General features: G+C 68.4%; 17 protein-coding genes and 1 tRNA gene. 6 read left to right on the top strand and 12 right to left on the bottom strand.

Going from position 1 to position 25,192, the window contains the following annotated elements; translation table 11 throughout:
* Positions 1-24: 24 nt before the first annotated feature.
* Together KTR9_RS10290 and KTR9_RS10285 are read left to right on the top strand one after the other, a co-directional pair.
* On the top strand, positions 25-903 hold the full coding sequence (locus tag KTR9_RS10290; protein WP_014926335.1) for a DUF305 domain-containing protein: 879 nt from the start codon (positions 25-27) through the stop codon (positions 901-903).
* 13 nt (positions 904-916) lie between these two features.
* Positions 917-1,348: an SAM-dependent methyltransferase gene (locus tag KTR9_RS10285; protein WP_044506416.1), complete on the top strand. Its 432-nt coding sequence runs from the start codon at positions 917-919 to the stop codon at positions 1,346-1,348.
* Positions 1,349-1,360: 12 nt separating this feature from the next.
* Here KTR9_RS10285 and KTR9_RS10280 read toward each other — a convergent pair whose 3' ends face one another.
* From KTR9_RS10280 to KTR9_RS10240, 10 genes are all read right to left on the bottom strand, one after another.
* On the bottom strand, positions 1,361-2,233 hold the full coding sequence (locus tag KTR9_RS10280; protein ID WP_044506414.1) for an alpha/beta hydrolase: 873 nt from the start codon (positions 2,231-2,233) through the stop codon (positions 1,361-1,363).
* Between the two features lie 455 nt (positions 2,234-2,688).
* The gene (locus KTR9_RS10275; protein WP_148281180.1) at positions 2,689-3,627 is read right to left on the bottom strand and encodes a PA domain-containing protein; all 939 of its coding nucleotides are present in this window, start codon (positions 3,625-3,627) and stop codon (positions 2,689-2,691) included.
* Between the two features lie 71 nt (positions 3,628-3,698).
* Positions 3,699-4,730, bottom strand: coding sequence for a hypothetical protein (locus tag KTR9_RS27290; protein ID WP_148281179.1), 1,032 nt, complete (start codon positions 4,728-4,730; stop codon positions 3,699-3,701).
* 29 nt (positions 4,731-4,759) lie between these two features.
* Entirely contained in the window at positions 4,760-5,419 is a 660-nt protein-coding gene (locus KTR9_RS10265; RefSeq protein WP_014926330.1) for an MspA family porin, read from the bottom strand.
* Between the two features lie 461 nt (positions 5,420-5,880).
* On the bottom strand, positions 5,881-6,042 hold the full coding sequence (locus tag KTR9_RS27940; RefSeq protein ID WP_238554091.1) for an HNH endonuclease: 162 nt from the start codon (positions 6,040-6,042) through the stop codon (positions 5,881-5,883).
* The gene (locus KTR9_RS10260) at positions 6,033-6,458 is read right to left on the bottom strand and encodes a hypothetical protein (protein WP_014926329.1); all 426 of its coding nucleotides are present in this window, start codon (positions 6,456-6,458) and stop codon (positions 6,033-6,035) included. Before KTR9_RS10260 ends, KTR9_RS27940 begins: the two co-directional genes overlap by 10 nt.
* Before the next feature lie 203 nt (positions 6,459-6,661).
* Positions 6,662-6,737 (bottom strand) — tRNA-Arg (locus tag KTR9_RS10255).
* 56 nt (positions 6,738-6,793) lie between these two features.
* The gene (locus KTR9_RS10250; RefSeq protein ID WP_014926328.1) at positions 6,794-9,775 is read right to left on the bottom strand and encodes an AAA family ATPase; all 2,982 of its coding nucleotides are present in this window, start codon (positions 9,773-9,775) and stop codon (positions 6,794-6,796) included.
* Positions 9,772-10,962: an exonuclease SbcCD subunit D gene (locus KTR9_RS10245; RefSeq protein ID WP_014926327.1), complete on the bottom strand. Its 1,191-nt coding sequence runs from the start codon at positions 10,960-10,962 to the stop codon at positions 9,772-9,774. The genes KTR9_RS10250 and KTR9_RS10245 overlap by 4 nt, the downstream gene beginning before the upstream one ends.
* Positions 10,963-11,041: 79 nt before the next feature.
* Positions 11,042-12,568, bottom strand: coding sequence for an MFS transporter (locus KTR9_RS10240; protein WP_014926326.1), 1,527 nt, complete (start codon positions 12,566-12,568; stop codon positions 11,042-11,044).
* A gap of 104 nt (positions 12,569-12,672) precedes the next feature.
* On the opposite strand from KTR9_RS10240, the gene KTR9_RS10235 reads away from it, so the two are divergent.
* The 4 genes from KTR9_RS10235 to KTR9_RS10220 all read left to right on the top strand — a co-directional run bounded on the left by KTR9_RS10235 (position 12,673) and on the right by KTR9_RS10220 (position 22,450).
* Entirely contained in the window at positions 12,673-13,767 is a 1,095-nt protein-coding gene (locus tag KTR9_RS10235; RefSeq protein ID WP_044506411.1) for a glutathione S-transferase family protein, read from the top strand.
* Positions 13,764-14,522 (top strand): hypothetical protein, encoded by a 759-nt coding sequence (locus tag KTR9_RS10230; protein ID WP_010842952.1) that lies wholly within the window; start codon positions 13,764-13,766, stop codon positions 14,520-14,522. Before KTR9_RS10235 ends, KTR9_RS10230 begins: the two co-directional genes overlap by 4 nt.
* Positions 14,456-18,439, top strand: coding sequence for an ABC transporter ATP-binding protein (locus KTR9_RS10225; RefSeq protein ID WP_238554089.1), 3,984 nt, complete (start codon positions 14,456-14,458; stop codon positions 18,437-18,439). Before KTR9_RS10230 ends, KTR9_RS10225 begins: the two co-directional genes overlap by 67 nt.
* Positions 18,440-18,622: 183 nt before the next feature.
* A complete protein-coding gene (locus KTR9_RS10220) occupies positions 18,623-22,450 on the top strand; it encodes a multifunctional oxoglutarate decarboxylase/oxoglutarate dehydrogenase thiamine pyrophosphate-binding subunit/dihydrolipoyllysine-residue succinyltransferase subunit (protein ID WP_044507846.1) in 3,828 nt (1,275 codons plus the stop codon).
* A gap of 77 nt (positions 22,451-22,527) precedes the next feature.
* On the opposite strand, the gene KTR9_RS10215 is transcribed toward KTR9_RS10220, so the two are convergent.
* Together KTR9_RS10215 and KTR9_RS10210 are read right to left on the bottom strand one after the other, a co-directional pair.
* Positions 22,528-23,826 (bottom strand): glycosyltransferase, encoded by a 1,299-nt coding sequence (locus KTR9_RS10215; RefSeq protein ID WP_014926322.1) that lies wholly within the window; start codon positions 23,824-23,826, stop codon positions 22,528-22,530.
* The gene (locus KTR9_RS10210; RefSeq protein WP_014926321.1) at positions 23,823-25,190 is read right to left on the bottom strand and encodes a hypothetical protein; all 1,368 of its coding nucleotides are present in this window, start codon (positions 25,188-25,190) and stop codon (positions 23,823-23,825) included. The genes KTR9_RS10215 and KTR9_RS10210 overlap by 4 nt, the downstream gene beginning before the upstream one ends.
* Positions 25,191-25,192 lie beyond the last annotated feature (2 nt).

The following is a 25,192-nucleotide window of genomic DNA, read 5'->3' as shown; positions in this document are numbered from 1 at the left end:
CTGACGAACGACGAGGACCCAGCGATGACCGACAGCAGCGAGCGTCCCGAAAACCCGGACGACACAACGACTCCCGTGGCAACTGACGACGCTGTCGAGACGTCGTCGCGTCCCCGGATCCTGCTCGCGCTGGGCGGGGCGGCGCTGCTTCTCTTCGGTGTCGGCCTCGGCCTGCTCATCCAGGCGAGCCTCGCCGACGACCCCACCGGCGAGGACTCGCCCGCCGCGAACTCCGCGGCTGTCGGATTCGCCCAGGACATGACCCGCCACCACGAGCAGGGAGTGGAACTGGCGGCCATCGAACTCGAACACGGCACCGACCCCGAGGTGCGGAGCATGGCGTTCGACATCCTCACCGCCCAGAGCAACGAGATCGGCCAGATGCAGTCGTGGCTGTCGCGATGGGGCAGGCCCGTCACCAACCCCGGGGCGACCATGGCCTGGATGGGCCACGGGGGGTCGGACACCGAGGGACACGACCATTCCGATCCCGCGGATCACACCGAGGGCGGTCATGATCACGGCAGCATGGACCACGGAGACGGCGGCCACGGGGACATGGACCACGGGGACATGCCGATGCCGACGTCCGGCGCGCCCGCCTCGGGAGCGCCCGAGTCCGACGCCGAGCAACCGGCGATGCCGGGTATGGCGACGTCGACGGAGATGGAGCAGTTCCGCGCGATGCGGGGTCCCGAGGTGGACATCCGGTTCCTGCAGCTGATGCTGCGCCACCACGAGGGCGGTCTGCACATGATGGAGTACGCCGCGGACCCGGCGAACGTCGAGCAGACCTACGTCCGCGACCTGGCGTCGAGCATGAAGCGAACCCAGGACAAGGAGATCGCCATCATCACCCAGATGCTGGCACTACGTGGTGCACAACCGCTTCCGATGAACTGAGCAGCGCCGAGACGTGCTCTCACCACGACTCGCCGCCGCCGTCGACGCACTGCCCCTGACCCCCGGTCTGCGAGTCCTCGAGATCGGCTGCGGGCCCGGGGCAGCGGCACGCGAGGTGGCGCGGCGCGTGGGCCCCGACGGATTCGTGCTGGGCATCGACCGGTCGTCGCGGGCCGTGAGCGCCGCACGTCGTACCGCGCTCGCCGACGGGCTGCGCCCGGACCGGCTCGACTTCGAATGCGGCGCGATCGAGGACTTCGTACTGGGCGACCGCATACCGTTCGACGTGGCCTTCGCGCTGCGGGTCGGCGCTCTCGACGGTCGACACCCCGAGCTCTACGACGCGGCCGTGCAGGCCGTGGCCCGTGCGCTGCGCCCGGGCGGCGAGCTGTTCGTGGACGGCGGTGGCCCGCTGCGGCGTCTCGGGTTACCGACGGATCATTGATATCGCGTTCGGTCAGTCGTGCGCGAGCGCACGTCGGACGGCGTCGCACTGCCTGGCGAAAAAGTCCTGTGCGATCGATGTTCGGGGCGCGACGATGTCGAATCCGTGAAATGCGCCGCACACCTCGTCGACCTGGCACTCGACCCCCGCCGTGCGAAGGCGGTCGGCGTAGCCACGGTCCTCGGTGGAGAACAGGTCGAGGGTGCCGACCCCGATCCACGCGGGCGGCAACCCCGCGAGGTCGGTACGTCGCGCCGGGACCGCCTCCCCGGTGTCGGCGCCACCCAGATAGCTCGACCACCCGAAGACGTTGGCCGAGGCGTTCCAGAGTCGGTGCCGCGGATCGGGTTTGCGGGTTCGGTCGTCGAGCATCGGGTAGGTCAAGAGCTGCAACCGCAGCTCCACCCCTTCATCGCGTGCGCGAAAGGCCAGTGCCGCTGCCAGTCCCCCGCCGGCGCTGTTGCCGCCGATCGCGATCCGGGTCGCGTCGATGTCTGGCTGGTCGATCATCCACCGCAGGGCGTCCAGACAGTCCTCGATCGCTGCCGGATACGGATGCTCCGGCGCGAGGCGGTAGTCGACGGACACCACCTCGATTCCGACACGTTCGGACATCGCTCGCGCCCAGCGATCGTCCTGGGCGGCACTGCCCATGACATAGCCGCCGCCATGAATCCACAGAAGTCCGGGCAGACGTCCCGACGAGTGTGCCGGACGAAAGACCCGCACCTCGACGCCGCTCGGCGTGGTCACGGTGGTGACGGGCGTCCGGCCGTTGCGCACTCGGGAAAGCCGTCGGACAACGGGGAGCGTGCGTCGCGACACGATCTGTGCGGGCGCGATCAGCGCCAGCCTGCGCAGGTCCGGCGCGAAGTCGTTGCGCATTCTCCAGCGGTTCAGCACAACGTGGAGACTATTCGCCCGATCCCGCCTACACGCTGGATTGCGGTGATTCCGTGGCGACTGCAACAAGCCCTGTCTGCGCTGTGTACCGAGAAACAGAAGCGCCACTTGAGATCATGTGCGCCGGTTGTAACCGGCGCTTCTGATCCCAAGTGGCGCTTCGGCGGCAATGGTGCGCCTCCGTGAATCTCTTTCGATCCAAACCGACGAGTTCGCACGCCTGCACGCGGCGGTCACGACCATGCCGATCGCGGAGGTCCCTCCCACAGCGCAGGAGCGGTCGGGGATCGTCCCATCAGGCCAGCACTGAACCTCGTAGCGAAACAGGCGGTAGCGTCCCAAAGCCTGTAGTCCTAGGGGCCGCTGACCGTCACACCGCGGTCCAGTCCTGGGGGTGCACTCCACGCTGGCAGTTAAGTCCGCCGAAAATTCACCCATCATTCAGCAGGTGTCTGATTGACCGAAGCGTCGAAACTCGCAGTTACGGAGGCTCCGTCCACGAGTCGTCGCACGGAGTCTGGGTCGTCGGTCACCAGCATGGGGATGGTTGTCAGATCGATCGGCGGGATCTGCCAGCGCCCATCTGGAAGCGGATCAGAGGAGGTGATCACGAGGCCGGACGCACCAGCACGCTGAGCGGTTTCGTACTTCCGCTCGAAGGTGCAGCCACCGCGCGGCAAGACAACGAACTGCCCCTCGACGTCTGAGTCGTTCTCTGAGCATCCGTCGCCTAGGGCCGCAGACAGCCGTACATCAACCGCTTCAGCACCGACGGAAAACGGGAACGGCCTCAGTTGGACCGGCGCACCGTCGACCATGGCAACGACATCGGACGCCACATACTCATACTTCGTCGGAGCCGGTAGCGACGACGAAGGCGATGCGGCGCCGTTAGTGACCTCGCCAGCATCTGTCGTGCCGCCGCACCCAGCCAAGACTGTGGAGGCAACGAAGGCAACTGCTATCGACGTTTTCACGGCAGTCGACTTACTCATGAACTCCCCTAGATCTCTCACGGTTCCAACAGTTTCTAAGAGGCCGACTGTCTGATCGCCCAGCTCCGTGTCCAGCGCGGCACGCCATCGTATGGCACCTGCCTTGTCCGACAGGACGAGTGGGTAGTGGTGCGGTTCGACCATTTCGAATGCCAGTACGTGATAAGCAGCAGCCTCCACATCCTCAGTCGGCAACTGTCTGAGGTCGCAGACAATACCCACTGGCTGGTCGGGGTTCGGCAGAACTAGCGAGCGGAAGACGACGAAGAGGAGCGATTCGTGCGACCAGCAGGCAAGCAGAACGACATCCCGCGTGCTCGGCCCCGACACCGCAGCAATACGCACAACCTCAGCTGCAACCGGAGAGACCTCACTGGTCACTGTCGGCCCCCAAGTACTCAGATACGCCCTGCTCAATTGTGTCCGTCACGAAGCACGTCAGAGATTTCATGTCATGCGACCGGCGCATCCCCACCATCATTTCCATTCAGCGGTATGCCGCTGACCTTATCGATCTGCTTGGGCGATGACATCCAACCCGGACACTCCACATGGCCTTCGCAGTACGCCGTGGTGACACCGGACGCGCCACCAGGGATCTTCTCACCGTTCGGCAGCGTGTCCGACATTTGAACAACGGCACGATAAGTCACCGGGGGCGGCTTCTTCTCACAGATCAATGTTCCGGGTGTCAGATACGAGCACTCCTGGCGGTAGAAGTCTTGTCGATAGATCAAGGTCCGGCCACGGGTGTCATTCTGATCATGCTCGCCGCAGTTGGATTCGATCGTCTCTTGGACAACGTCCATGTTCGTCATCTTGTGGTAGTGGTAGATCTTGTCCCAGCCGCGGCCGCGCTTTCCATTCCAATATCCACGCCGCAACGGAACCTTGTTGCCGCACGTGTCTTCCCAAGGGCCGCCGACGATCTCGTTTGTGTCGTAGTCGTCATCTACATTGTGCCGGAACGAACGGAGGTCGGGAATGGGTAGATCACGAGGCGGGGCAGCCGGCGCGTCGCCCCCCTCCCGATCGCGATCGCCATCGAGGTCACGAGCCCCGGTGGTTGGCACCGGCACAATCGGCGTCGAGCCGGGAGGTGGGATGTCGGTGGGCGCGTGGGCTCCCATGTCGGGACCTGGCCCCTCGGGCACGCTGGAGTCGCTCGGCACCGTCGGCGCCGTCACCACCGGCGGCTGAGACGTCGTGGTGGTCGTTGGCCCCGGATCGTGACAAACATAGGGCACCGGGGGCGGCGGGGCTTCTGAGGCCGTGCGGCCATTGGAAGCCGCCCAGGTCTGCGCCCAAGCACTGTTGTAGGCGGCCGTCTCACGCGCACACCGCTCAGCTGGGGTTTCCGCGCTCGCCGGATCAGCCGGCACCACCAACGATGCCAGGACAGCCAGTACCGAGACTGCCGCGACCATGACGGCCGCGAGCACTCCCCTGCGCCCGATCATGCTCCTCAGACGAACATCGCTCATCACTCGATCCCCCGATCGTCGCCTGGTGGTCAGAGCCACATACGGGCGGAGTGGATGTTGATCGTGTCGTCAGCGGTCGGTGTCGAAGCCGAGAACCGCACGATCACGCGGACCGTCGTCGGACCGACGCAACCATCCACCCTGACGTGGACTCGCTTGGCGCGGATCGAGGCGCGGTTGGTTTGCAATGTCTTCTTACCCAACGAGATCTCAGTGATCCGGCCCGGCTTGAGCTTTACCGAGATCGACGGGCTCACCGACGCCGACCCGCCGACCGTCACGCCAGGAACGCCACTGATCGTGACGTTCGCGTTCGGCCCGATCGACGAGCCGAACCCGAACGTCGCCCCGTCGCTGACATCGACCTGGCACCCGACGACCAGAAACTGCTCGAGGATCGCAGACTGCACCGGCTGGGACGGTCGGCGCCCCTTCGCCGGGGTGATGAGGGCACCGACCCGTGCCGACACCCAGCCCTCACGCGAGGCAAAGCTGTTGGCGATGTTGCTCATCGGGTTGACGACCAGCTCGCTGGCACGCAGCTCGATCTTCCAACCGTCATCGGTGATCAGCGAGTCGTACTTCGTCGCCAGCGACGTCGGGGCGGCTGAACCAACTCCCACGCCAAACACGAGAGACACCAATGCAATACACGTCGACGATACGACGACCAATCTACGAACAAGCATCCCGACCCCTTCACCCACGAGTGAGCGGCGCCAGATCACACTGTGCAACTTGGAGCACTGACACTGGTTCAATACTCACGATCGCGAACTGGGTTTTCAGAACACCGCACTACCGGCGGTAGGTTCGCACACCCCACCCAAATCCACAACAGCAAATATCAGGTTCGAGATGGACTTCTATGCCGAGACTGAAGCCCGCCTGGCCGGGACACCCCCGTCAACCAGCCAAAGCGCGCTCAAGCGATGCCCGGACGGACGACGAAGAGTGTCGTACGTCACACTGCGGACCCCGGTCTGCCCGCCTTCGGTGGGTCGCTTTGGCCCCGCGTAGAACGGCAGCCGCACTCTTGAGGGTGAGAGCGAGATCGCGGGCCATCTCGCGATACCGTTGTCGAATATGCGATCATCGTTGAGAGGGCGATGGCTGACATGTTCTGCGCGCTCGCTCGATCTGCGGTGGCTCAGCGCGCACCAATTCTGTTCGACTTGGACCGGTTGCGCTTCCAGCACAGGGTTTGAAGGTTCTCAGGAGTCGACAGGCCACCTCTTGACACCGGCACAATGTGGTCGACCTCAAGAAGCAGGTGACGCTCGACGGCGACCGATATCGAGATTATCGGCATGCGTAGTTGTCACGCGACTTGATGAACTCCCGGAGCTTGCCCGTCATGAGGGCACGTTGCCCGGCGGCGCTCTTTCTGTATCGGATCTTCTGGGCAAGGGTTCCGATGAGGGCGTCGATCGTTGGTGTGTTCAATGTGATTCGTGCACGCCGAGAACTGTTGCCGCCAGCACTAACGTACTCGAAGAGGTACTCCGGGTACGGGACCGTGATTGGTGATAGCCGAACTCCAACGTGCTGCATGAATTCCGCCATGTAGTGCTTCAGTATGAACTTTGGCGGGTCGATCCAACGGGTGATGCTGGCCTCCCGTTGATGGAGGTTGTGAACCGCATTCTCCAGTCGCGCAACATCTTCGCTGAGCTTCTCAACCTCAGCCAGGGTGGGTTCATCGGGTCTGACGTGGAAGTACTTCATCAGATACCTGACAACTCAGAAGGACCGCTTGCTCACTGAACGCACTCAACTCCTCCGCGCGCACCAAACCGTTCGAGTCCATACGAACCGCCGCCTCGACGGTCTGTCAGAAACCTGCGGAGTCTCCGGCCCTCGGAACCCAGGCGACCTCGAGAAACAGAAGAAACCCGCGCACGTGGTCGCGGGCTTGAGAGAAACGGTGTTGGTGCCCCCGGCAGGATTCGAACCTGCGGCCTTCTGCTCCGGAGGCAGACGCTCTATCCCCTGAGCTACGGGGGCTCATCGGGCGGGACTCAGCCTAGCGCACGGTCCGGCCGGCAGCCCAATCGGGCAGCTCACGACACGCCGAGGGGGCTCTGCACGCGCACCGACGACCCGTGCTCGCCGCGCAAGACGTGCAGCTGGGCCGGGATTCGCGCCCGCAGTTCGTCGACGTGGCTCACGACGCCGACGACGCGCCCACCGGTCCGCAGATCGTCCAGGACGCCCATCACGAGGTCGAGCGCCTCGGGATCGAGGGTGCCGAACCCCTCGTCGATGAAGATGGTGTCGAGCACCCGTCCGCCCGACTCCGCGGAGACGACGTCGGCGAGTCCGAGCGCGAGAGCCAGCGACGCGAAGAACGTCTCCCCGCCCGACAACGTCGTCGTCGCGCGGAGCGCGCCGGTGTACTCGTCGCGCACCTCGATGCCCAGGCCACCGCGCCGGCCCCGGACACCAGCCGCGTCGGTGTGGACGAACTCGTAACGACCCGAGGACATCTCACGGAGCCGACCGGACGCGGCGACGAGGACCTCGTCGAGGCGTGCGGCCAGCACATACGACCGCAGCGACATCCGCCGCGAATTCTGTCCGCGCCCGCTGACCAGTTCGGCTAATCCCTGGAGTTCGGCGTGGCGTTCCTGCATCGGCGCCAGCGCGTCGAGAGCCGCCCAGAACTGGGTGACGTACTCCTCCAGACCGGTGACCTGTCGAGCGGTGACGGCGTGTTCCTTCGCCGCGGTCTCGAGGCGCCGGCGAGCGGCCTCACGCTCCACGGTCAGCCGTTCGAGATCCGGCTCGGGGGCCGACATCGCGGCCCGCACGTCGTCGTCGGCGAGGGTCTCCTCCGCCGCGGCGCGCAGACTCGACGCCTCCTGCAACATCGTGTCCCACGCCGCGATCTGGGTGTCCGGGGCGAACGCCGCGCGAACCGCGGCGACATCGTCGAAACCGGCATCGAGGCAGGCCGCGGACAGCCGGGCCGTTGCTCCGGCGACCCGGTCCCGCGCACGCGCGGCCTCCTGCCGGGCGTCGCGGAGACGACGTGTACGGCGAACCAGTTCGGCGAGTTCGCGGCGGCGCTCGGCGACGCCTCCGCGCCCGCCGGTCGCTTCGCGAACCGCGGAATCGAGCTCGGTGAGGTTCTGCCGCAACGAGTTCAGGCGCTCGCGCCGGGCGGACTGGGCCGACTCGGTGTCGGCGATGGTGGTGCGCCATGCGTCGATCTCGGCGTCGACCCGATCGACGGCCTTCTGCAGTGCAGGCACTCGTGACGCGGCACGCTCGGCGGCCGCTAGATCGGCGCTCACCCGGGCCAGGTCGGCGTCGACGGCCTCGGGGTCGGCGCCGCCGATGACGGCGTCGAGATGCACGCGACGCTCGCCGAGTGCGGCGACCGCGGATTGGGCGATGGCCTTCATCGCACTCGCACGCTCTTCGGCTTCGGCCGCCTCTTCTTCATCGGCGACCGTCTCGACGGGGCCCGCGGCGGTGGCGGGCCGCGGGTGTGCGACCGAACCGCACACGACGCACGCCTCACCGTCGACGAGTTCGCCGGCCAGCTCCACCGCCATCCCGGCGAGGCGACGCTCCCGCGCGTCGAGCACCCGCTCACGGGCGGCGGCATGAGCATCGCGGGCGTCGAGCAGGTCCTTCTCGGCGGCGACGAGCCGGACCAGCACCTCGTCCCGGTCGGTCAGGGCGTCGCGGACACGGCGGAGTCCGTCACGCTCGGCCCGCAGCTTCGGGGCCTGCAGGCGAAGGTCCTCGGCCGCCCGCAGCGCGCCGGCGGCCTCGGCACGCCGACCCGGCGCGGCCTCGAGCGACTCCCGTGTCTGCGCGACCCGGCGTTCGGCGTCGGAGATGGTGGCATCGAGTGCATCGATCTCGGTGACCAGCGCAGGCCGCTGCGCGACCCGTTCGGTAAGCGGTTCCCAGCGCCCCGATTCCTCGGTCCAGCGGTCAATGGCCGCATCCAGGAGCGCGTCGAGGTCCTCGCCCGTGTCGACGGCACACAGGATCTCGCCCTCCGGCAACCGGCCCAGTTCGGCGCGGGCATCCGCAACGGCCTGCTCTGCGGCCGTCAGATCGCGCACCGCACGATCGGAGTCGTCGGCGAGCGGAACGATCGGTGCGGCCCGCAGAGCGAGGCGGCGTGCCCGGCCCGCGTCCGCAAGCGCCTGCTCACCCTCGGCAAGCCGGGCGAGGCGCTCGGTGGCCGCATGCCCCCGGCGTCGCAGCTCGGCGACCCGGCTCCCGCCCTCGTACGCGGCCTGGGCCTGGTCTGCCGCGGCCTGCGCCGCACCCGATTCGACGAGGGTGCGTTCCGCGGCCACCCGCGCACGCTCAAGACATTCCTGCGCCCAGTCGAAGTCGGGCTCGGCGATCGGCTCGGCACCGCCGACCGCGACGATCTGGCCGGCGATCCGGTCGAGCACCGCGGTCTGATCGGTCAGCGTGGCCGCGCTCTCCCGAGACCGTTCGCGCAGCCACTCCTCCAGGTCACCGAATCGTTCGGTGTCGAACAGCCTCTCCAGCAACGCTTCCCGCTCGTCGGAGTGCGCCCGCAGAAACCGCGCGAAGTCGCCCTGGGGCAGCAGCACGACCTGGAAGAACTGGTCGGCACTCATGCCCAGCAGCCGTACCACCGCGTCACCGATCTCGGGGATACGGGTCAGGTCGGGCCCCGACCCGTCGACCCACGTCAGCGTCGCCCGAGCGTTCACCCTGCGGGTGCCGTCCCCGCGCTTCTTGGGTCGCTCGTGCTCGGGCGAGCGCGTGATCCGGAGCCGCCGGGACGCAATCGTCGCCTCCAGCTCGACCTCCGGGACCTCGTCGGCCGCTGCGTGATCCGAATGCAGTCGCCGGTTGACGTCGCGCACGCCCGGGACCCTCCCGAACAGCGCGAAGGCGACAGCATCGAGGACCGTGGTCTTACCCGCGCCGGTCTGTCCGTGCAACAGGAACAGTCCGTCACCGCCGAGGTCGTCGAAGTCGACGGTGATCTCCTCGGCGAACGGACCGAACGCACGGACGCGCAAGCGGTGCAGCCTCATGCGGACTCCGCGACGATCGCCTCGATGTCGAAGAGGGTCAGTTCGGCGGCGTCGGACTCGGGTTCGCCGACGACGGCGCGGAGTGCGCGCTCGAGGAGAACCCGCTCCCCCTTCGTCGGTTCGTCGCGCACGTCGGAGATGAACGAGGCGACGATCTCGGCGTCGGTGCGCCCACGCACACGGGACCGATAGTCGACGCCGATGCCGGAGTGCGGACGCTCCCACTGCACATGGACCGCGAAGGGGAAACGCTCGCGTAGGCGTCGCATCGCGTCGGTGGGGCGGACCGGGTCGGTCAGCGTCACCTCGACATAGTGGTCCTGCGCCTCACCGAACCGGTCGTCGGTCAGCAGATCGGCGAGAACGCCGGTGAGAGAACTGAGTTCGCGGACGACGGGCAGCTCGTGGACCCGGACCTCCGCGACACCGCGGGCGTCGAGATCGACCACCAGCGCCGCCTTGCGATGGGTTCGTTCGCCGAAGGAGTACGGCAGCAGCGAACCGCTGTAGCGGACGGTGTCGGTGACGCGCTGCGGTGAGTGCAGATGACCGAGCGCGACGTAGTCGGCACCCGAGAACGTCTCGGCGGGAACGGTTTCGACACCGCCCACACTGATCGAACGCTCCGACCCGGAGGCCGCGGCCCCGCTGACGAAGGCGTGCGCCACCACCACGGACCGCACCCGGCGGGCGGCGAGGTCGGCACGGACCCTCGCCATCGCGGCGTCGAGCACGGCGGTGTGGCCGCCGACCGACTCGACGCCGAGGTGGCGGCGGGCGGTGTCGGGTTCGAGATACGGGATGCCGTAGATCGCGACGTCTCCGTGGGTGTCCGCGAGCACGACCGGCCGGTCGATGTCGGCGATCGAAGTCCGAAGGTGCAGTCCGCCGGCGGCCGCGAACCCGGAGCCGGCACCGAGGCGGGTGGGCGAATCGTGATTGCCCGACGTGACGACGATCTGCGCTCCCGCAGCGGCGATCTCGGCCAGCCCCTCGTCGTAGACCCGGACCGCGTCCGCGGACGGGACCGACCGGTCGTAGACGTCCCCGGCGACGATCACGACGTCCGCGGACTCCGCGGCGACGAGCTCGGCCAGGTGGGACAGCGCGCGGCGCTGGTCGGCGAGCAGCTCGACCCCGTGGAACGTCCGGCCCAGGTGCCAGTCGGAGGTGTGCACGATGCGCATGGGCGCAACCTTACGGTCGGGTCCCGACAGATCGTGGGACGCGCGCTCTCGGCGACCCGGCCCCGGGCGGCCGGGTCCGCTACCGGGCGTCGGTGGCGACGGCCTGCGGGTCGACGACCTGCGGTGGAACGTTCTGGTGCGCGGGACGGACGAAGAAGAACGTCGCGACGACACCGATCAGCAGCGCGGCTGCCGGTAGGTACAGCGACTGGCCCATCGCGGTGGCGAAGCCCTCGCGGAGGAACTCCGGCAGCTGGCCCGTCCCGCCGTCCTGCGCGTTCTCGGCGTCGACCCCGGGCAGCTCGGCCGCGAGCCGGGTCTGCAGGAGCGCCCCGATCATGGCCGACCCCAACACCGAGCCGATGACCCGCAGCGTGTTGTACACACCGGCACCGGCGCCGGCCTGGTGCCACGGCAGGTTGCGCGTGGCCGTCGCCGCCAGCGGCGCCCAGATGCCGGCCGAGGCGACACCCATCAGGCACAGCGGGACGACGATCAGCCAGACCGGGGTCTCCGGACGCGCCACGAAGCCCAGCCACGCGATGGCGATCGCATTCAGCAACAACGCCGAGGAGACGATCGTGCGTGGATGGACGCGGTCGACCATCCGACCCACGAACGGGGCCAGGACGCCGGTCAGCACGGCCATGGGCACCAGGACGACCGCCGACTCGGTCGGCGACATCCCGCCGACGAGCTGGAGGAAGAAGGTCAGCGGGATCATCAACCCCGACACCGCGAAACCCATCGAGGCGATGCCGATCGTCGACAGCGAGAAGTTGCGGTCGCGGAACAGTGACAACGGGAGCAGCGGCTCCGTGCGAATCCGGGACTGCCAGTAGACGAAGACCCCGAGGATCACCAGACCACCGACGATGAGGAGCCAGATCCAGGCATCCCAGTCGAAGGTCTCGCCTTCCTGGATGCCGAACACCAGCGCGGACAGACCGACGGCGGACAGCGCGACGCCGATCCAGTCGAACTGGTGGTCGTTGGTCTCGACCCGGGGGACGAGAACGGCGGCGAGGATGAGGCCGACGACGCCGACCGGCAGGTTGATGAAGAAGATCCACTCCCAGCCGAACGCGTCGGTCAGCACGCCGCCGAGCAATGGTCCGACCAGTGTCGCGACACCGGCGACGGTGCCCCACACACCCATTGCGGCACCGCGCTTCTCGGCCGGGAAGATGCGCGTGATGAGCGCCATCGTCTGCGGGGTGATGAGGGCCGCGCCGACACCCTGCAGGGCGCGCGCCCCGATCAACTCACCGATAGACGACGACAGCCCGCACCAGAGACTGGCGACGGTGAACACCGCGAGACCGATCTGATACATCGTCTTGGGACCGAATTTGTCGCCCAGCCGGCCGGTGATCAGCAGCGGCACCGCGTAGGTGAGCAGGTACGCGCTGGTGACCCAGACGACGCCGTTGACGCTCGTGTCGAGATCGGCCTGGATGCGCGGCTGCGCGACCGCCACGATCGTCATGTCGACGAGGATCATGAAGAAGCCCACACAGAGCGCCAGCATCGCGGCCCATGGCCGGGTCGTGACCATCTCGTCGGTGCCCGCGTTCTCGCCGCGGGTGGCGTCGCTCGATCGCATTTCCCCGATGCTAGACCTGTCCGTTTCAGCGACGACCCGCACGACGCGGGGTTCGGCGCCGCAGCTCGCCGTGTATGTCACGGCGGATCATTACTGTGGAACCCATGAGCACCGAGACCGATCACAGCACCGGGTCCGCGTCCGACCCGAGCGCGGCATCGACGAGCGAACAGGGTTCGTACGTGATGACCGGCGAGGAGTTCGTCCGGGACACGAAGTACATCGAGACACGCATCACCGCCGACGGCCGGGACGGCTATCCGGTGGAGGCCGGCCGGTACCGGCTCGTCGCCGCCAGGGCGTGCCCGTGGGCCAACCGGACACTCATCGTCCGGCGGCTCCTCGGACTCGAGGACGCCATCTCACTCGGTCTCTGCGGTCCCACCCACGACAAGGACTCGTGGACCTTCGATCTCGACCCCGGCGGCGTGGACCCGGTGCTGCAGATCCCCCGGCTCAAGGACGCCTACGAGAAGCGGATCCCCGGCTATCCCAAGGGGATCACCGTGCCCGCGATCGTCGACGTGCCGACCGGAGCGGTCGTCACCAACGACTTCCCGCAGATCACCATCGACTTCTCCCTGGAATGGACCGCCTTCCACCGCGACGGCGCGCCCGAGCTCTACCCCGAGCGTCTACGCGACGAGATCGACGAGGTGAGCCACGGTGTCTACACCGAGGTCAACAACGGCGTGTACCGGTGTGGATTCGCCGGCAGCCAGGAGGCCTACGACGCGGCCTACGACCGGTTGTTCACCAAACTCGACGAGCTGTCGGACCGATTGTCGACGCAGCGCTACCTCGTCGGCGACACCATCACCGAGGCGGACGTGCGCCTGTTCACCACGCTGGCGCGGTTCGACGCGGTCTACCACGGCCACTTCAAATGCAACCGCAGCAAGTTGAGCGAGATGCCGGTCCTGTGGGCCTACGCCCGGGATCTGTTCCAGACACCCGGCTTCGGCGACACCACCGACTTCACGCAGATCAAGCAGCACTACTACATCGTCCACACCGATGTGAACCCCACGCAGATCGTGCCCAAGGGCCCGGACCTGCGCGGCTGGCTCACCGCGCATCATCGCGAAGACCTCGGTGGACGCCCGTTCGGCGACGGCACACCCCCTGGCCCCCCACGACCCGCCGAGGTCGTGCCCGAAGAGGATTGGGTACCCCAGCGCATGAGAGACCGGACATGAAAGACAAGTCGACACAAGGGGTCTCGACGAACAAGGGCCGCACGCCACCCGGCAAGGCGGTCGAGGTGACCGGCGGACTCCTGGACCGTGCGCAGCGACTGCAGGCGCCTGCGGTGAAGAAGTACGTGGACTCGCTGCGACGGAAATACCCCGACGACTCACCCGCGCAGATCGTCGAGCGGCTCGAGAAGCGCTATCTGAACGCGGTCACCGGGTCCGGCAGCGCCGTCGGCGCGGCCGCCGCGGTGCCCGGGGTCGGCACGATGACCGCGTTCGGAGCGATGACCGGCGACACGGCGTTCTTCCTCGAGGCGTCGGCCCTGCTGGCGCTGTCGATCGCCGAGGTGCACGGCATCCCGGTGCACGAGTCCGACCGCCGCAAGGCACTCGTCATGACCGTCGCGCTCGGCGAAGAGGGCGTGCTGGCACTCGGCCGGGTGGTCGGCACCGGCGGCGGCGCCCTGCGCAGGCTCGGCGGCGCGGCTCTGCCGTCCGGAGCGATCACCAAACTGAACAAGACCCTGGTGAACAAGCTCGTACGGAAGTACGCGATCCGGCGGGCGCCGCTGATCTTCGGCAAGCTGATGCCCGCGGGCATCGGTGCGGTCATCGGCGGCGCGGGCAGTCGCGCCCTTGGCCGCAAGGTGGTGCACAACGCTCGCGAGGCCTTCGGACCTGCTCCCCGTGCATGGGTCATCGACGTCGACTTCACCGAGACCCCGACCCCGGATCCGCTCCCGCCCGGTTCGTGGTGATCGCGGCGTCCCCACCGCCCACTCCGTCCGCGGCGGCGCCCGGCTGGATTCGCCGGCTCGTCGGCGAATCGTGGCGATACCGGCGCGTCGTCGTCATCACGATGACCGTGACCCTGATCGCGGTCGGGGTCGACGTGCTCATGCCGCTGCTCACGAAGGCCGCGATCGACCATGCCACCGGCGTCGTCGACGACGGTCTGTCACTGCGGACGATCATCGTCGCGCTGGTCGTCCTCGCCGCCATTCGCTACGCCTGCCATGTCGGCCGGCGGGTGTTCGCCGGACGACTGGCCGTGAGCGTCCAGAACTCGCTGCGACTCCGGCTGCTCGACACCCTGCTGCACCTCGACGGGCGCAGCCAGCACCAGATCCGCACCGGTCAGATCGTGTCCCGGTCCATCACCGACATCCAGGTCGTGCAGAGCCTGCTCGCCATGGCGCCGCTGTCGCTTGGCGCCGCGGTGCAGATGGTCGTGGCGCTGGCGATCATGGCCTATCTGTCGCCGCTGCTGACCGGGGTGGCACTGCTGATCGTCCCGCTGATCGCCCTCGAGGTGTGGCGGACACGGCGTCGCCTGTTCGCCGCGACCTGGTCGGCCCAGCAGTCCGCGGCCGACGTGGCCCAGCACGTCGAGGAGACCGTCACCGGCGTCCGGGTCGTGAAGGGCTTCGGACAGGAAGAGCGCGCCGTCGACGACCTCGTCACCCGGTGCCGGACGGTGTTCGCGCGCCGACTACGGGCCGCGCGGATCAACTCGCGGTTCGCCCCGACGCTGGCCGCCATCCCGCAACTGGGCATGGTCGGGGTGATCGTGGCGGGTGGGTACCTCACGATGACCGGCGCGATCACCGCCGGCACCTTCCTCGCGTTCAGCACCTACGTCGCCACCATGACGGGCATCGCACGCCTCCTGACGAACCTCGTCGTCAACGCGCAACTGGCTCGCGCGGCGGTCGAACGCGTCTACGACGTCATCGACCACCCCCACGATCCGGGCGACACGGCCACCGGCTCACTGCCAGACGGGCCTCTGGGCGTCGAACTGGCCGGCGTGGCGTTCGCCCACCACACACACGACGCCGACGACCCGCCCGCTGTCCTGTCCGGGATCGACCTCCGGATAGAACCGGGCGAGTGTGTGGCGATCGTGGGTCCCCCCGGTTCCGGCAAATCGACCATCGCCGACCTGGTCAGCCGGTTCGAACGCCCCGACACCGGGACGATCTCCCTGCTCGGTGAGAGCACCGGGGACGACGCGGTCCGGACCCGGTACCCCATCGACGAACTGGCACCCGAGGCCCTCCATCGGGCCGTCGCCGTGGTCTTCGACGAGCCGTTCCTGTTCTCGGACACCATCACCGCCAACATCGCCATGGGCCCGGGCGCGGCGGACCCCGATGCCGCCGACCGGGTGCGGGCGGCGGCCACCGCCGCCGACGCCGCAGAATTCATCGACGCGCTCCCCGACGGGTACGACACCGTCATCGGCGAGCGCGGACTCACCCTCTCGGGCGGCCAGCGCCAGCGCATCGCCCTGGCGCGTGCGCTCTTCGCCGATCCCCGCGTCCTCGTGCTCGACGATGCGACATCCGCGGTGGACGCGACCACCGAGTCCCGCATCCTGGGCGAATTGCGCAACCGGCGGGCCACGATGCTCGTCCTCGCCCATCGCCGGTCCACGCTCGTTCTCGCCGATCGCGTCGCCGTGCTCGACGACGGCCGGATCACCGCGCTGGGGACACTCGCCGAGCTCGAGGCGACCTCACCGCGATTCCGCGAGCTGATGTCGAGCCCCGCGCACACGGCCCCCGACGGCCACACGGGACCAACCGCGGTCGCCGACACCGCGCCACCGCTGCGCGGGCCGACCTCAGCCGACCTCGAAACCCTGTGGCCGAGTGTCGAATCCGATTCCGCCGAGGTCGCGGCCCGGACTTCGGTCGCGGCCGGGGCGGGCTCGCGGACCGGTCGCGGCGGCGGCGTCGCCAGCGCCCTCGGTTCGATGCCGGCCACACCCGAACTCCAGGCGTCGGTGGATGCCCTCCCGCCCGCGGTGGAGCAACCCGAGGTCGACGTCGACGCCGCTCGGCACGAGAACCCGGTGTTCACCCTGCGCGGACTTCTGGCGCCGGTCCGGTGGCTGCTCGCCGCCGCGTTGCTGGCCATCGCCGTCGACACCCTCGTCGGTCTGGCCTTCCCGAGCATCGCGCGGGCGGTCATCGACGCGACGGGCCACGCCGAACGGTCGACGCTGGTGTGGGCCGCGCTCGGCGGGGTCGGGCTCGTGGGCGTCGGCTGGGTCGCCGCGAAGTCGATGACCATCACCTCGACCACGGCGGGCGAGCGCGTGCTGTTCGGACTGCGGATCCGCAGCTACGCCCACATCCAGCGGCTGGGACTCGACTACTACGAGCGGGAGCTGTCGGGTCGGATCATGACGCGCATGACGACCGACATCGACGCCTTGTCGACGTTCCTGCAGACGGGGCTCACCTCGGCGATCGTGGCGGTGCTGACCCTCGTCGGCGTCGGGGTCGCACTCCTGGTGACCGGTCCCCTGCTCGGATTGCTGGTGCTACCCGTCTTCCCGCTACTGATCGCCGCGACGATCGTCTTCCGCCGCGTCGCGAGTCGGGCGTACACGCGCTCACGCGAACTGATCAGTGTCGTCAACGCCGACTTCCAGGAGAACATCGCCGGCATCAAGACCACCCAGACCTACCTGCGCACCGACAGCGCCCAGACGCGGTTCGCCCGGCGCTCGGCGGAATGGGTCGAGGCCCGGATGGTGTCGCAGCGGGCGATCGCGACCTACTTTCCGCTGATCCAGCTCATGTCCGACATCGCCACCGCGATCGCGCTCGGTGTCGGCGCCGGTCAGGTGGCGTCGGGCTCGCTCTCGGCGGGCACGCTCGTGGCCTTCGTCCTCTATCTGACGATGCTCTTCGGCCCGGTGCAGCAGCTGTCGCAGGTCTTCGACGGCTACCAGCAGGCGGCGGTGGGTCTCCGGCGCATCGGCGACCTGCTGCGCACGCCGAGCTCGTTGCGCACCTCGGCGCGGGCCGAGTCCCCACCGGACACCGGTTTCGACGGCGTCGTCGACTTCGACCGGGTCGGATTCCGCTACGAGGGCTCCTCGACGGACGCGCTGTCCGGCGTCGACCTGCACATCCCGGCCGGGTCGTCCCTGGCTCTGGTCGGCCGGACCGGTGCCGGGAAGTCGACGATCGTCAAACTCCTGGCCCGCTTCTACGATCCGACCTCCGGGCGCGTCGTCGTCGACGGCACTGACATCGGCGACTACGACCTCGCGGGCTACCGCCGCCGTCTCGGTCTCGTCCCGCAGGAGCCGCACCTGTTCACCGGCACGGTCGCCGAGAACATCGCCTACGGCCGGCCCGGTGCCGATCGGGTCGCGATCGTCGACGCCGCGGCCGCGGTCGGCGCGCTGCGCATGATCGCCGCCCTCCCCGGTCGGATGAACCACCCGATCGGCGAACGCGGCCAGGGGCTGAGTTCGGGGCAGCGCCAGCTCATCGCGCTCGCGCGAGCCGAACTCGTCGAACCCGACCTGCTGCTGCTCGACGAGGCGACCGCGACCCTCGACCAGGCGACCGAGGCCCAGGTGCTCGCCGCCGGGCGCGCGGTGACCCGCCACCGCACCTCCGTGATCGTCGCGCACCGGCTGGCGACCGCCGCCCGCGCCGACGCCATCGCGGTGGTCGACGGTGGGCGGATCGTCGAGCTCGGAACACATGAGGAGTTGCTGGCGTTGGGAAAGAGGTACCGCGGCTTCTGGGATGCCGGTGTCGATCCCGACGAGCCGGCGGTGCCCGACACCGATGCACCGGCTCCGACCAGCGCACGGACCGCCGCTGTGACGGTCACGCGGGCCACCTCGGAACTGACTCCGTAGTAACAGGTCGGTCAGCGCGAGCGAGTCGGCGACGCGTAGCATCGTCAGGTGGTTCACCGATAGTCTCCACAAGAGACGACGCGTGGCAGAGAACCCGGCACCTTCAGGGAATTGAGGCGAGATACCGCTGTGAGCAGCAGTTCGATTTCAGACTTCGGACAGAACACGTGGCTGGTCGAGGAAATGTACCAGCAGTACAAAGAAGACCCGAACTCGGTCGATCCGAGTTGGCACGAACTACTGAAGAACTACGAGCCCGGCGACAACGGTAGCCCCGCCGCGTCCGCCTCTCCGCCCTCGAAGTCCGTAAAGCCCTCCGCCACAACGTCTTCCGCCACAACGGCGTCGACTTCCGCCTCGTCTTCGACATCGGGTTCGTCGACCAACGGGTCCGCCCGCAGCAACTCCGCACCTGCCGCCGAAGCCGCGCCGCGCAAACAGGTCACCCTGGATCAGACCCCCGCACGCACCGCGCCGCGCAAGCCCACCCCCGCCAAGGAGTCGACCGCGACGAAGGCCGCGTCCGGCCACAGTGTCGCCAGCCGCGACGGTTCGGCGCGTTCGCAGCCCAAGCAGACCAAGCCGGAGGCGGGCAAGGCGTCCGCCGCGCAGAAGTCCGAGAGCACCGACAGCACCAAGGTGTTGCGCGGTCCCGCCGCGGCCATCGCGAAGAACATGGCGTTGTCGCTGGAGATCCCGACGGCCACCAGCGTCCGGGCCGTGCCGGCCAAGGCGATGATCGACAACCGCATCGTCGTCAACAACCACCTCGCGCGCACCCGTGGCGGCAAGATCAGCTTCACCCACATCCTGGGCTACGCGATCGTGCAGGCCATCAAGGCGTTCCCGAACATGAACCGGCACTACGCCGAGATCGACGGCAAGCCGAACGTCGTCACGCCCGCGCACACCAACCTGGGCCTGGCAATCGACCTGGTCGGCAAGGACGGCAACCGGACGCTCGTCGTCGCCGCGATCAAACAGTGCGAGACCATGGGTTTCGCCGAGTTCTACACCGCATACCAGGACATCGTCCGCCGCGCGCGTGACGGCAAGCTCGGCGCCGACGACTTCTCCGGGGTCACCATCTCGCTGACCAACCCGGGCACCATCGGCACCGTGCACTCGGTGCCGCGCCTGATGAAGGGTCAGGGCGCGATCATCGGCGCCGGCGCGATGGAGTACCCGGCCGAGTTCCAGGGTGCGAGCGAGGAGCAGATCGCCGAGCTCGGCGTCGGCAAGCTCATGACGCTGACGTCGACCTACGATCACCGGATCATCCAGGGCGCGGAGTCGGGCGACTTCCTGCGCACGATCCACGAGCTGCTGATCGACGACGCGTTCTACGACGAGATCTTCACCGCGTTCCACGTCCCCTACGAGCCGGTCCGCTGGCGTCGCGACCTGCCCGCCGGTCTGGTCGACAAGAGCACACGGGTGCTCGAGCTGATCGCGGCCTATCGCAGCCGCGGGCACCTGATGGCCGACATCGATCCGCTCATGATGGACAGCGATGCGCGCAGCAGCCATCCGGATCTGGACATCCAGAACTACGGCCTGACCCTGTGGGACCTCGATCGCAGCTTCAAGGTCGGCGGATTCCACGGCCAGGAGAAGATGAAGCTGCGGGACGTGCTGTCGATCCTGCGGGACGCGTACTGCCGGCACGTCGGTGTCGAATACACCCACATCCTCGAACCCGAGCAGCAGAAGTGGCTGCAGGAACGGGTCGAGATCAAGCACGTCAAGCCGCCGGTCGGCGAGCAGAAGTACATCCTGAGCAAGCTCAACGCCGCCGAGGCGTTCGAGACCTTCCTGCAGACCAAGTACGTCGGGCAGAAGCGCTTCTCGCTCGAAGGCGCCGAGTCGGTCATCCCGATGATGGATGCGGTGATCGACCAGAGCGCCGAGCACAGTCTCTCCGAGGTCGTGATCGGCATGCCGCACCGCGGCCGCCTGAACGTGCTCGCCAACATCGTCGGCAAGCCGTACTCGAAGATCTTCAGCGAGTTCGAGGGCAACCTGAACCCGTCGCAGGCGCACGGTTCCGGTGACGTGAAGTACCACCTCGGCGCCGAGGGCAAGTACTACCAGATGTTCGGCGACAACGAGATCAACGTCTCGCTGACCGCCAACCCCAGCCACCTGGAGGCCGTCGACCCGGTCCTCGAAGGTCTGGTCCGCGCCAAGCAGGACCTCATGGACGAGGACGATCGCTTCCCGATCCTTCCGCTCATGCTGCACGGTGATGCCGCGTTCGCCGGTCAGGGCGTGGTCGCCGAGACCCTGAACATGGCGATGTTGCCCGGTTACCGCACCGGCGGCACCGTGCACATCGTGGTCAACAACCAGGTCGGGTTCACCACCGCGCCCGAGCACTCGCGCTCCACCGAGTACTGCACCGACGTCGCGAAGATGATCGGTGCGCCGATCTTCCACGTGAACGGCGACGACCCCGAGGCCTGCGTCTGGGCCGCCAAGCTCGCCGTCGACTATCGCCAGGCGTACCACAAGGACGTCGTCATCGACCTCGTCTGCTTCCGTCGCCGCGGGCACAACGAGGGCGACGACCCGTCGATGACTCAGCCGGCGATGTACGAGGTCATCGACACCAAGCGCGGCGTCCGCAAGAGCTACACCGAAGCCCTGATCGGTCGCGGTGACATCTCGACGAAGGAGGCCGAGGACGCCCTGCGCGACTACCAGGGTCAGCTCGAGCGGGTCTTCAACGAGGTCAAGGAACTCGAGAAGTTCAGCGTCGAGCCGTCCCCGTCGATCCAAGCCGATCAGACCCTGCCGACCAAGCTGGTGACCGCCGTCGACAACAAGACGCTGGAGCTCATCGGCGACGCCTTCGTCAACGTCCCCGACGGCTTCACCCCGCATCCGCGCGTCAAGCCGGTGCTGGAGCGGCGTGCCGAGGCCGCCCGCAAGGGCAACATCGACTGGGCCTTCGCCGAGTTGCTGGCGTTCGGCTCGCTGGTCATGGAGGGACGCACCGTCCGGCTGTCCGGCCAGGACTCGCGTCGCGGCACGTTCACGCAGCGTCACTCGGTACTCATCGACCGTTCGACCGGTAAGGAGTACACGCCGCTCAACCATCTGCAGCCCGCTGGTGAGGAGAACGACGCCGAGAGCAACGGCGGCCGGTTCATGGTCTACGACTCGCCGCTCTCCGAGTTCGCGATCGTCGGCTTCGAGTACGGCTACTCGGTCGGCAACCCCGATGCACTCGTGGTGTGGGAGGGTCAGTTCGGCGACTTCGTCAACGGCGCGCAGTCCATCATCGACGAGTTCATCTCGTCGGGTGAGGCCAAGTGGGGCCAGCTCTCCGACGTCGTGCTGCTGCTGCCGCACGGCCACGAGGGACAGGGACCCGACCACACCTCGGGACGCATCGAGCGGTTCCTACAGCTCTGTGCTGAGGGTTCGATGACGGTCGCACTGCCGTCGACGCCGGCGAGCTACTTCCACCTGCTGCGCCGCCACGTGCTCGACGGCATCAGCCGCCCGCTCATCGTCTTTACCCCGAAGTCGATGCTGCGCAACAAGGCCGCCGTCAGTCCGGTGGAGGACTTCACCGAGGACAAGTTCCGGTCGGTCATCGACGACCCGCGCTTCGAGAAAGACGGCGCCGATCGCAGCAAGGTGAAGCGGGTGCTGCTGGTGAGCGGCAAGCTCTACTACGAGCTCGCCGCCCGCCGCGACAAGGAGAAGCGCGAGGACATCGCCGTCGTACGCATCGAGCAGCTCTACCCGGTGCCGCACCGCCGGCTCCGCAAGACGCTCGAGCAGTACGGCAACGCGACCGAGTTCCGGTGGGTTCAGGAAGAGCCCGCCAACCAGGGCCCGTGGCCGTTCCTCGGTCTTTGGCTGCCCGAGGTGCTGCCGGACCTGCTCGGCGGTCTCCGCCGGGTGTCGCGCCGCGCGATGTCGGCACCGTCGTCGGGTTCGAGCAAGGTCCACGCGGTCGAGCAGCAGGAGATCCTCGACGAGGCCTTCGGCGAGTAGCCAGTACGACTGTCGTCACCGCGGCCACCGACCCAGAGGGTCGGTGGCCGCCGTTGTGGCCCCGATCGTCTCGACGCCTATCGCAACCGGGACTCACAGATGTCGGCAGCGGCGGCGACGGCCTTGTCGGGGGATGTCATCCGCCGTGCGAAAGCGGCAGCCGCCGAACGGGTCTCGGCGGCGAGCACCGTGGCCAGACCCGCGTGCGCGTCGTCGTCGGTGAAGGTGGACAGCCGCACGGCCGCACCCACCCGCAGGGCCCGGACCCGTTCGCCCCAGAACGGTTGATCGGCGGTGACCGCACAGACGAGGGTCGGAAGTCCGGCTCGCAGGCTCGCCGCGGTGGTCCCGGCGCCGCCGTGATGGACCGCCGCGACGCAGCGAGGCAGGACCGACGCGTGGTCGACGCCCGCGGTGTGGAAGACATCGGGGTCGTCGGGATCGATCCCGGTCGCGTCTCCCATCGCGATCAGGCAGCGCACCCCGTGGGCGCGCGCGGCGGCGCGCCAGCGTGCGATCACCGTCTTCGGCTCGAGGATCGGCATACTGCCGAAGGTGAGGAACACCGGCGGTTCGCCCGCATCCAGCCAGCGGGCGAGTCCGGTGGCATCGGCTCCGATCTCCCCGATCCCCGCCCGGCTCGCCGCCGGCAGGTCGAAGAACCCGACGAGGGGTTTGCGATCGTCCCACTCCGCCGCCAGGCCCGGGACCATCTCCGGGTCGTAGGCCTGGATCTGCTGGATCCGGTCGGCACCCAGTCGCCGCGGCAGCGGGCGGCGGCTCGGGGGAAGCCCGATCCGGCGCCGGAAGCGATTCTCGTTCCATCCGGTCGCGATCCAGGTCAGTTGATCGGCGATGCGCCAGGATCGACGCTTCCAGGCCGGCGACCACCGCTCGGTGAGACCGGGTACGGCGCCGATGAGTCCGTTCTCCGACATCGGGCCGAATCGCAGCACGGCCGGCGGGATGTCGAGACGCTCGGCCACCGCCACCACGCGGTCCTGGCAGAGCGGCGCTGCGACGAGGAGATCGGCGTCGTGCAGCGGCGCGGTCTCCGGTACGAACAGCCGCTCGAGGTCGGTGTCGAGGGCGTCGAATCCGGCACGGACGGTCCGCAGCGCGAACGCCGCGCGCGTCAACGGGTTACGGTGGCCGCGCGCCGACCGCGCATCGTCCGACGACCACGCCGCGTCGGAGTCGAGACCGATCTCGTGGACGTCGCCGACACCGGTGGCCCGTGCGAGGCCGGCCAGGTTCGGCGGGACGAGGACGCTCACGCGATGCCCGCGCATCAGGAGTTCGAGTGCCAGGCAGATGCCCGGCTGGATGTCGCCGCGGCTGCCGTACAGGACGATCGAGACGTGGTGCGCCGTCACCAGAATCGGTGTCCGATCCGCCAGGCGGTCAGCTCGTCGGCGATGAGGGTGCGCAACCGCCCGGGGTCGCCGAAGTCGTCGGGGTCGATACCGAAGAACGTGAGCGTGACCGTGTCGCCGTAGGTGACCGCCCACGCGGCGATCGCCGGACCCCGCACCCGCCGTTCCTGCGCGGGCATGCCCTGCATCACCGCGCGGATGGCGAACCGGGACGCCGTGCGGCCGCCGATGCGCAACGCCGAGTCCGGCGTCGTCCCCAGATTGGACACGGTCGTGTCGGGCCCGGGGATGGCACGCATCATCCGGCCGATGAGTCGATTCGGCAGCATCCGGACGATCGGCTGCAGATTGTCGGCGGCCTGATCGGCCCCGGACTCGGCGTAGTCGACGAAGGCCTGCTTGCTCGACGCCCGGATGCCGGCGAGGTCGGTGCCCGGCTCGACGGGATCGGCGAGCCGGATCCACACGCCGCCCGACGCATTGGCGCGGTTGTCCTCGTCGCCGTCCCTCTTGCTGACCGCGATGCACACCCTCATCGGGCCGTCGAGCGGACGGCCCGAGCGGTGCACGATCCCGGCGAGGAGCGCGGTGAACAACGAGTTCTGAGTGCCACCGTGCTCGGCGGCGCGTGCTGCCCACTCGGTTGCCGAGACGTCGACGGTGGCCAGCGTCGTGTCCGGGTCGGGCGCGGACCGCACCCTCCTCGGACGGTCGGCACGCGCGGATCGCGGAGCGGTTCCGGTGCCGGCGGCCCGTGCCGTGCGCGCCTCGCGGATCAGGATCCGCACCGATCGCGCGGCCGCGCGCACCGAGGCGGCGGCGTCGGCGGCGTCGGCGCGCAGGGTGTCCCAGGAGCGTTCACTCCCCGCGGCGGGAAGCCCGGCGGTCCGGCCCGCGGCCGCGTCCGCCACCAGTCGATACAGACCGTGGCCGTCGGTGATCATGTGCGAGGCGAGCAACGACACCGCCCGGCCACCGCCTCGGATCCGTGCCGAGTCGAGCTGCCAGCCCGACCCTCGCACCGGATCGAGACGACTCGCGCGGAGCACCGAATCCGCCCATGCCCCGACGTCGTCGGCGTCGACGACCTCCACCGGCCCGGCCTGCACCGGAAGAGGCGACCGTACCCAGCGGTGGCGGGCGAAGGGGACCCGACGCCGGGACACGGCACGGTGCAGCGGTCCGGCCGCGAGTCCGGCCCGTAGCGAGTCGATCGCCTCGTCCCCCGGATCGTCATCGAAGATCCAGGTGATCTGGATGGGGGCACCCATCCCGAACAGTTCCGCGACGAGGAGATAGGACTCGTCGGGGCCCGTCACGCGGAGCACCTCGGTGGGCCGGGTCTCGGTCGCCGTTGCCGTCACAT

The organism is Gordonia sp. KTR9, from assembly GCF_000143885.2.
Lineage (GTDB): Bacteria > Actinomycetota > Actinomycetes > Mycobacteriales > Mycobacteriaceae > Gordonia.
This window is presented reverse-complemented; position numbering and strand designations above follow the sequence as displayed.

Bases quoted from the DNA above. Each gene is read 5' to 3' on its own strand.
- KTR9_RS27940 (WP_238554091.1), bottom strand. From the start codon at position 6,042: ATGCCGATAATCTCGATATCGGTCGCCGTCGAGCGTCACCTGCTTCTT.
- KTR9_RS10230 (WP_010842952.1), top strand. From the start codon at position 13,764: ATGAAAGACAAGTCGACACAAGGGGTCTCGACGAACAAGGGCCGCACG.
- KTR9_RS10265 (WP_014926330.1), bottom strand. From the start codon at position 5,419: ATGCTTGTTCGTAGATTGGTCGTCGTATCGTCGACGTGTATTGCATTG.
- KTR9_RS10225 (WP_238554089.1), top strand. From the start codon at position 14,456: ATGGGTCATCGACGTCGACTTCACCGAGACCCCGACCCCGGATCCGCT.
- KTR9_RS10235 (WP_044506411.1), top strand. From the start codon at position 12,673: ATGAGCACCGAGACCGATCACAGCACCGGGTCCGCGTCCGACCCGAGC.
- KTR9_RS10220 (WP_044507846.1), top strand. From the start codon at position 18,623: ATGTACCAGCAGTACAAAGAAGACCCGAACTCGGTCGATCCGAGTTGG.
- KTR9_RS10280 (WP_044506414.1), bottom strand. From the start codon at position 2,233: ATGCGCAACGACTTCGCGCCGGACCTGCGCAGGCTGGCGCTGATCGCG.
- KTR9_RS27290 (WP_148281179.1), bottom strand. From the start codon at position 4,730: ATGAGCGATGTTCGTCTGAGGAGCATGATCGGGCGCAGGGGAGTGCTC.
- KTR9_RS10250 (WP_014926328.1), bottom strand. From the start codon at position 9,775: ATGAGGCTGCACCGCTTGCGCGTCCGTGCGTTCGGTCCGTTCGCCGAG.
- KTR9_RS10290 (WP_014926335.1), top strand. From the start codon at position 25: ATGACCGACAGCAGCGAGCGTCCCGAAAACCCGGACGACACAACGACT.
- KTR9_RS10240 (WP_014926326.1), bottom strand. From the start codon at position 12,568: ATGCGATCGAGCGACGCCACCCGCGGCGAGAACGCGGGCACCGACGAG.
- KTR9_RS10245 (WP_014926327.1), bottom strand. From the start codon at position 10,962: ATGCGCATCGTGCACACCTCCGACTGGCACCTGGGCCGGACGTTCCAC.
- KTR9_RS10260 (WP_014926329.1), bottom strand. From the start codon at position 6,458: ATGAAGTACTTCCACGTCAGACCCGATGAACCCACCCTGGCTGAGGTT.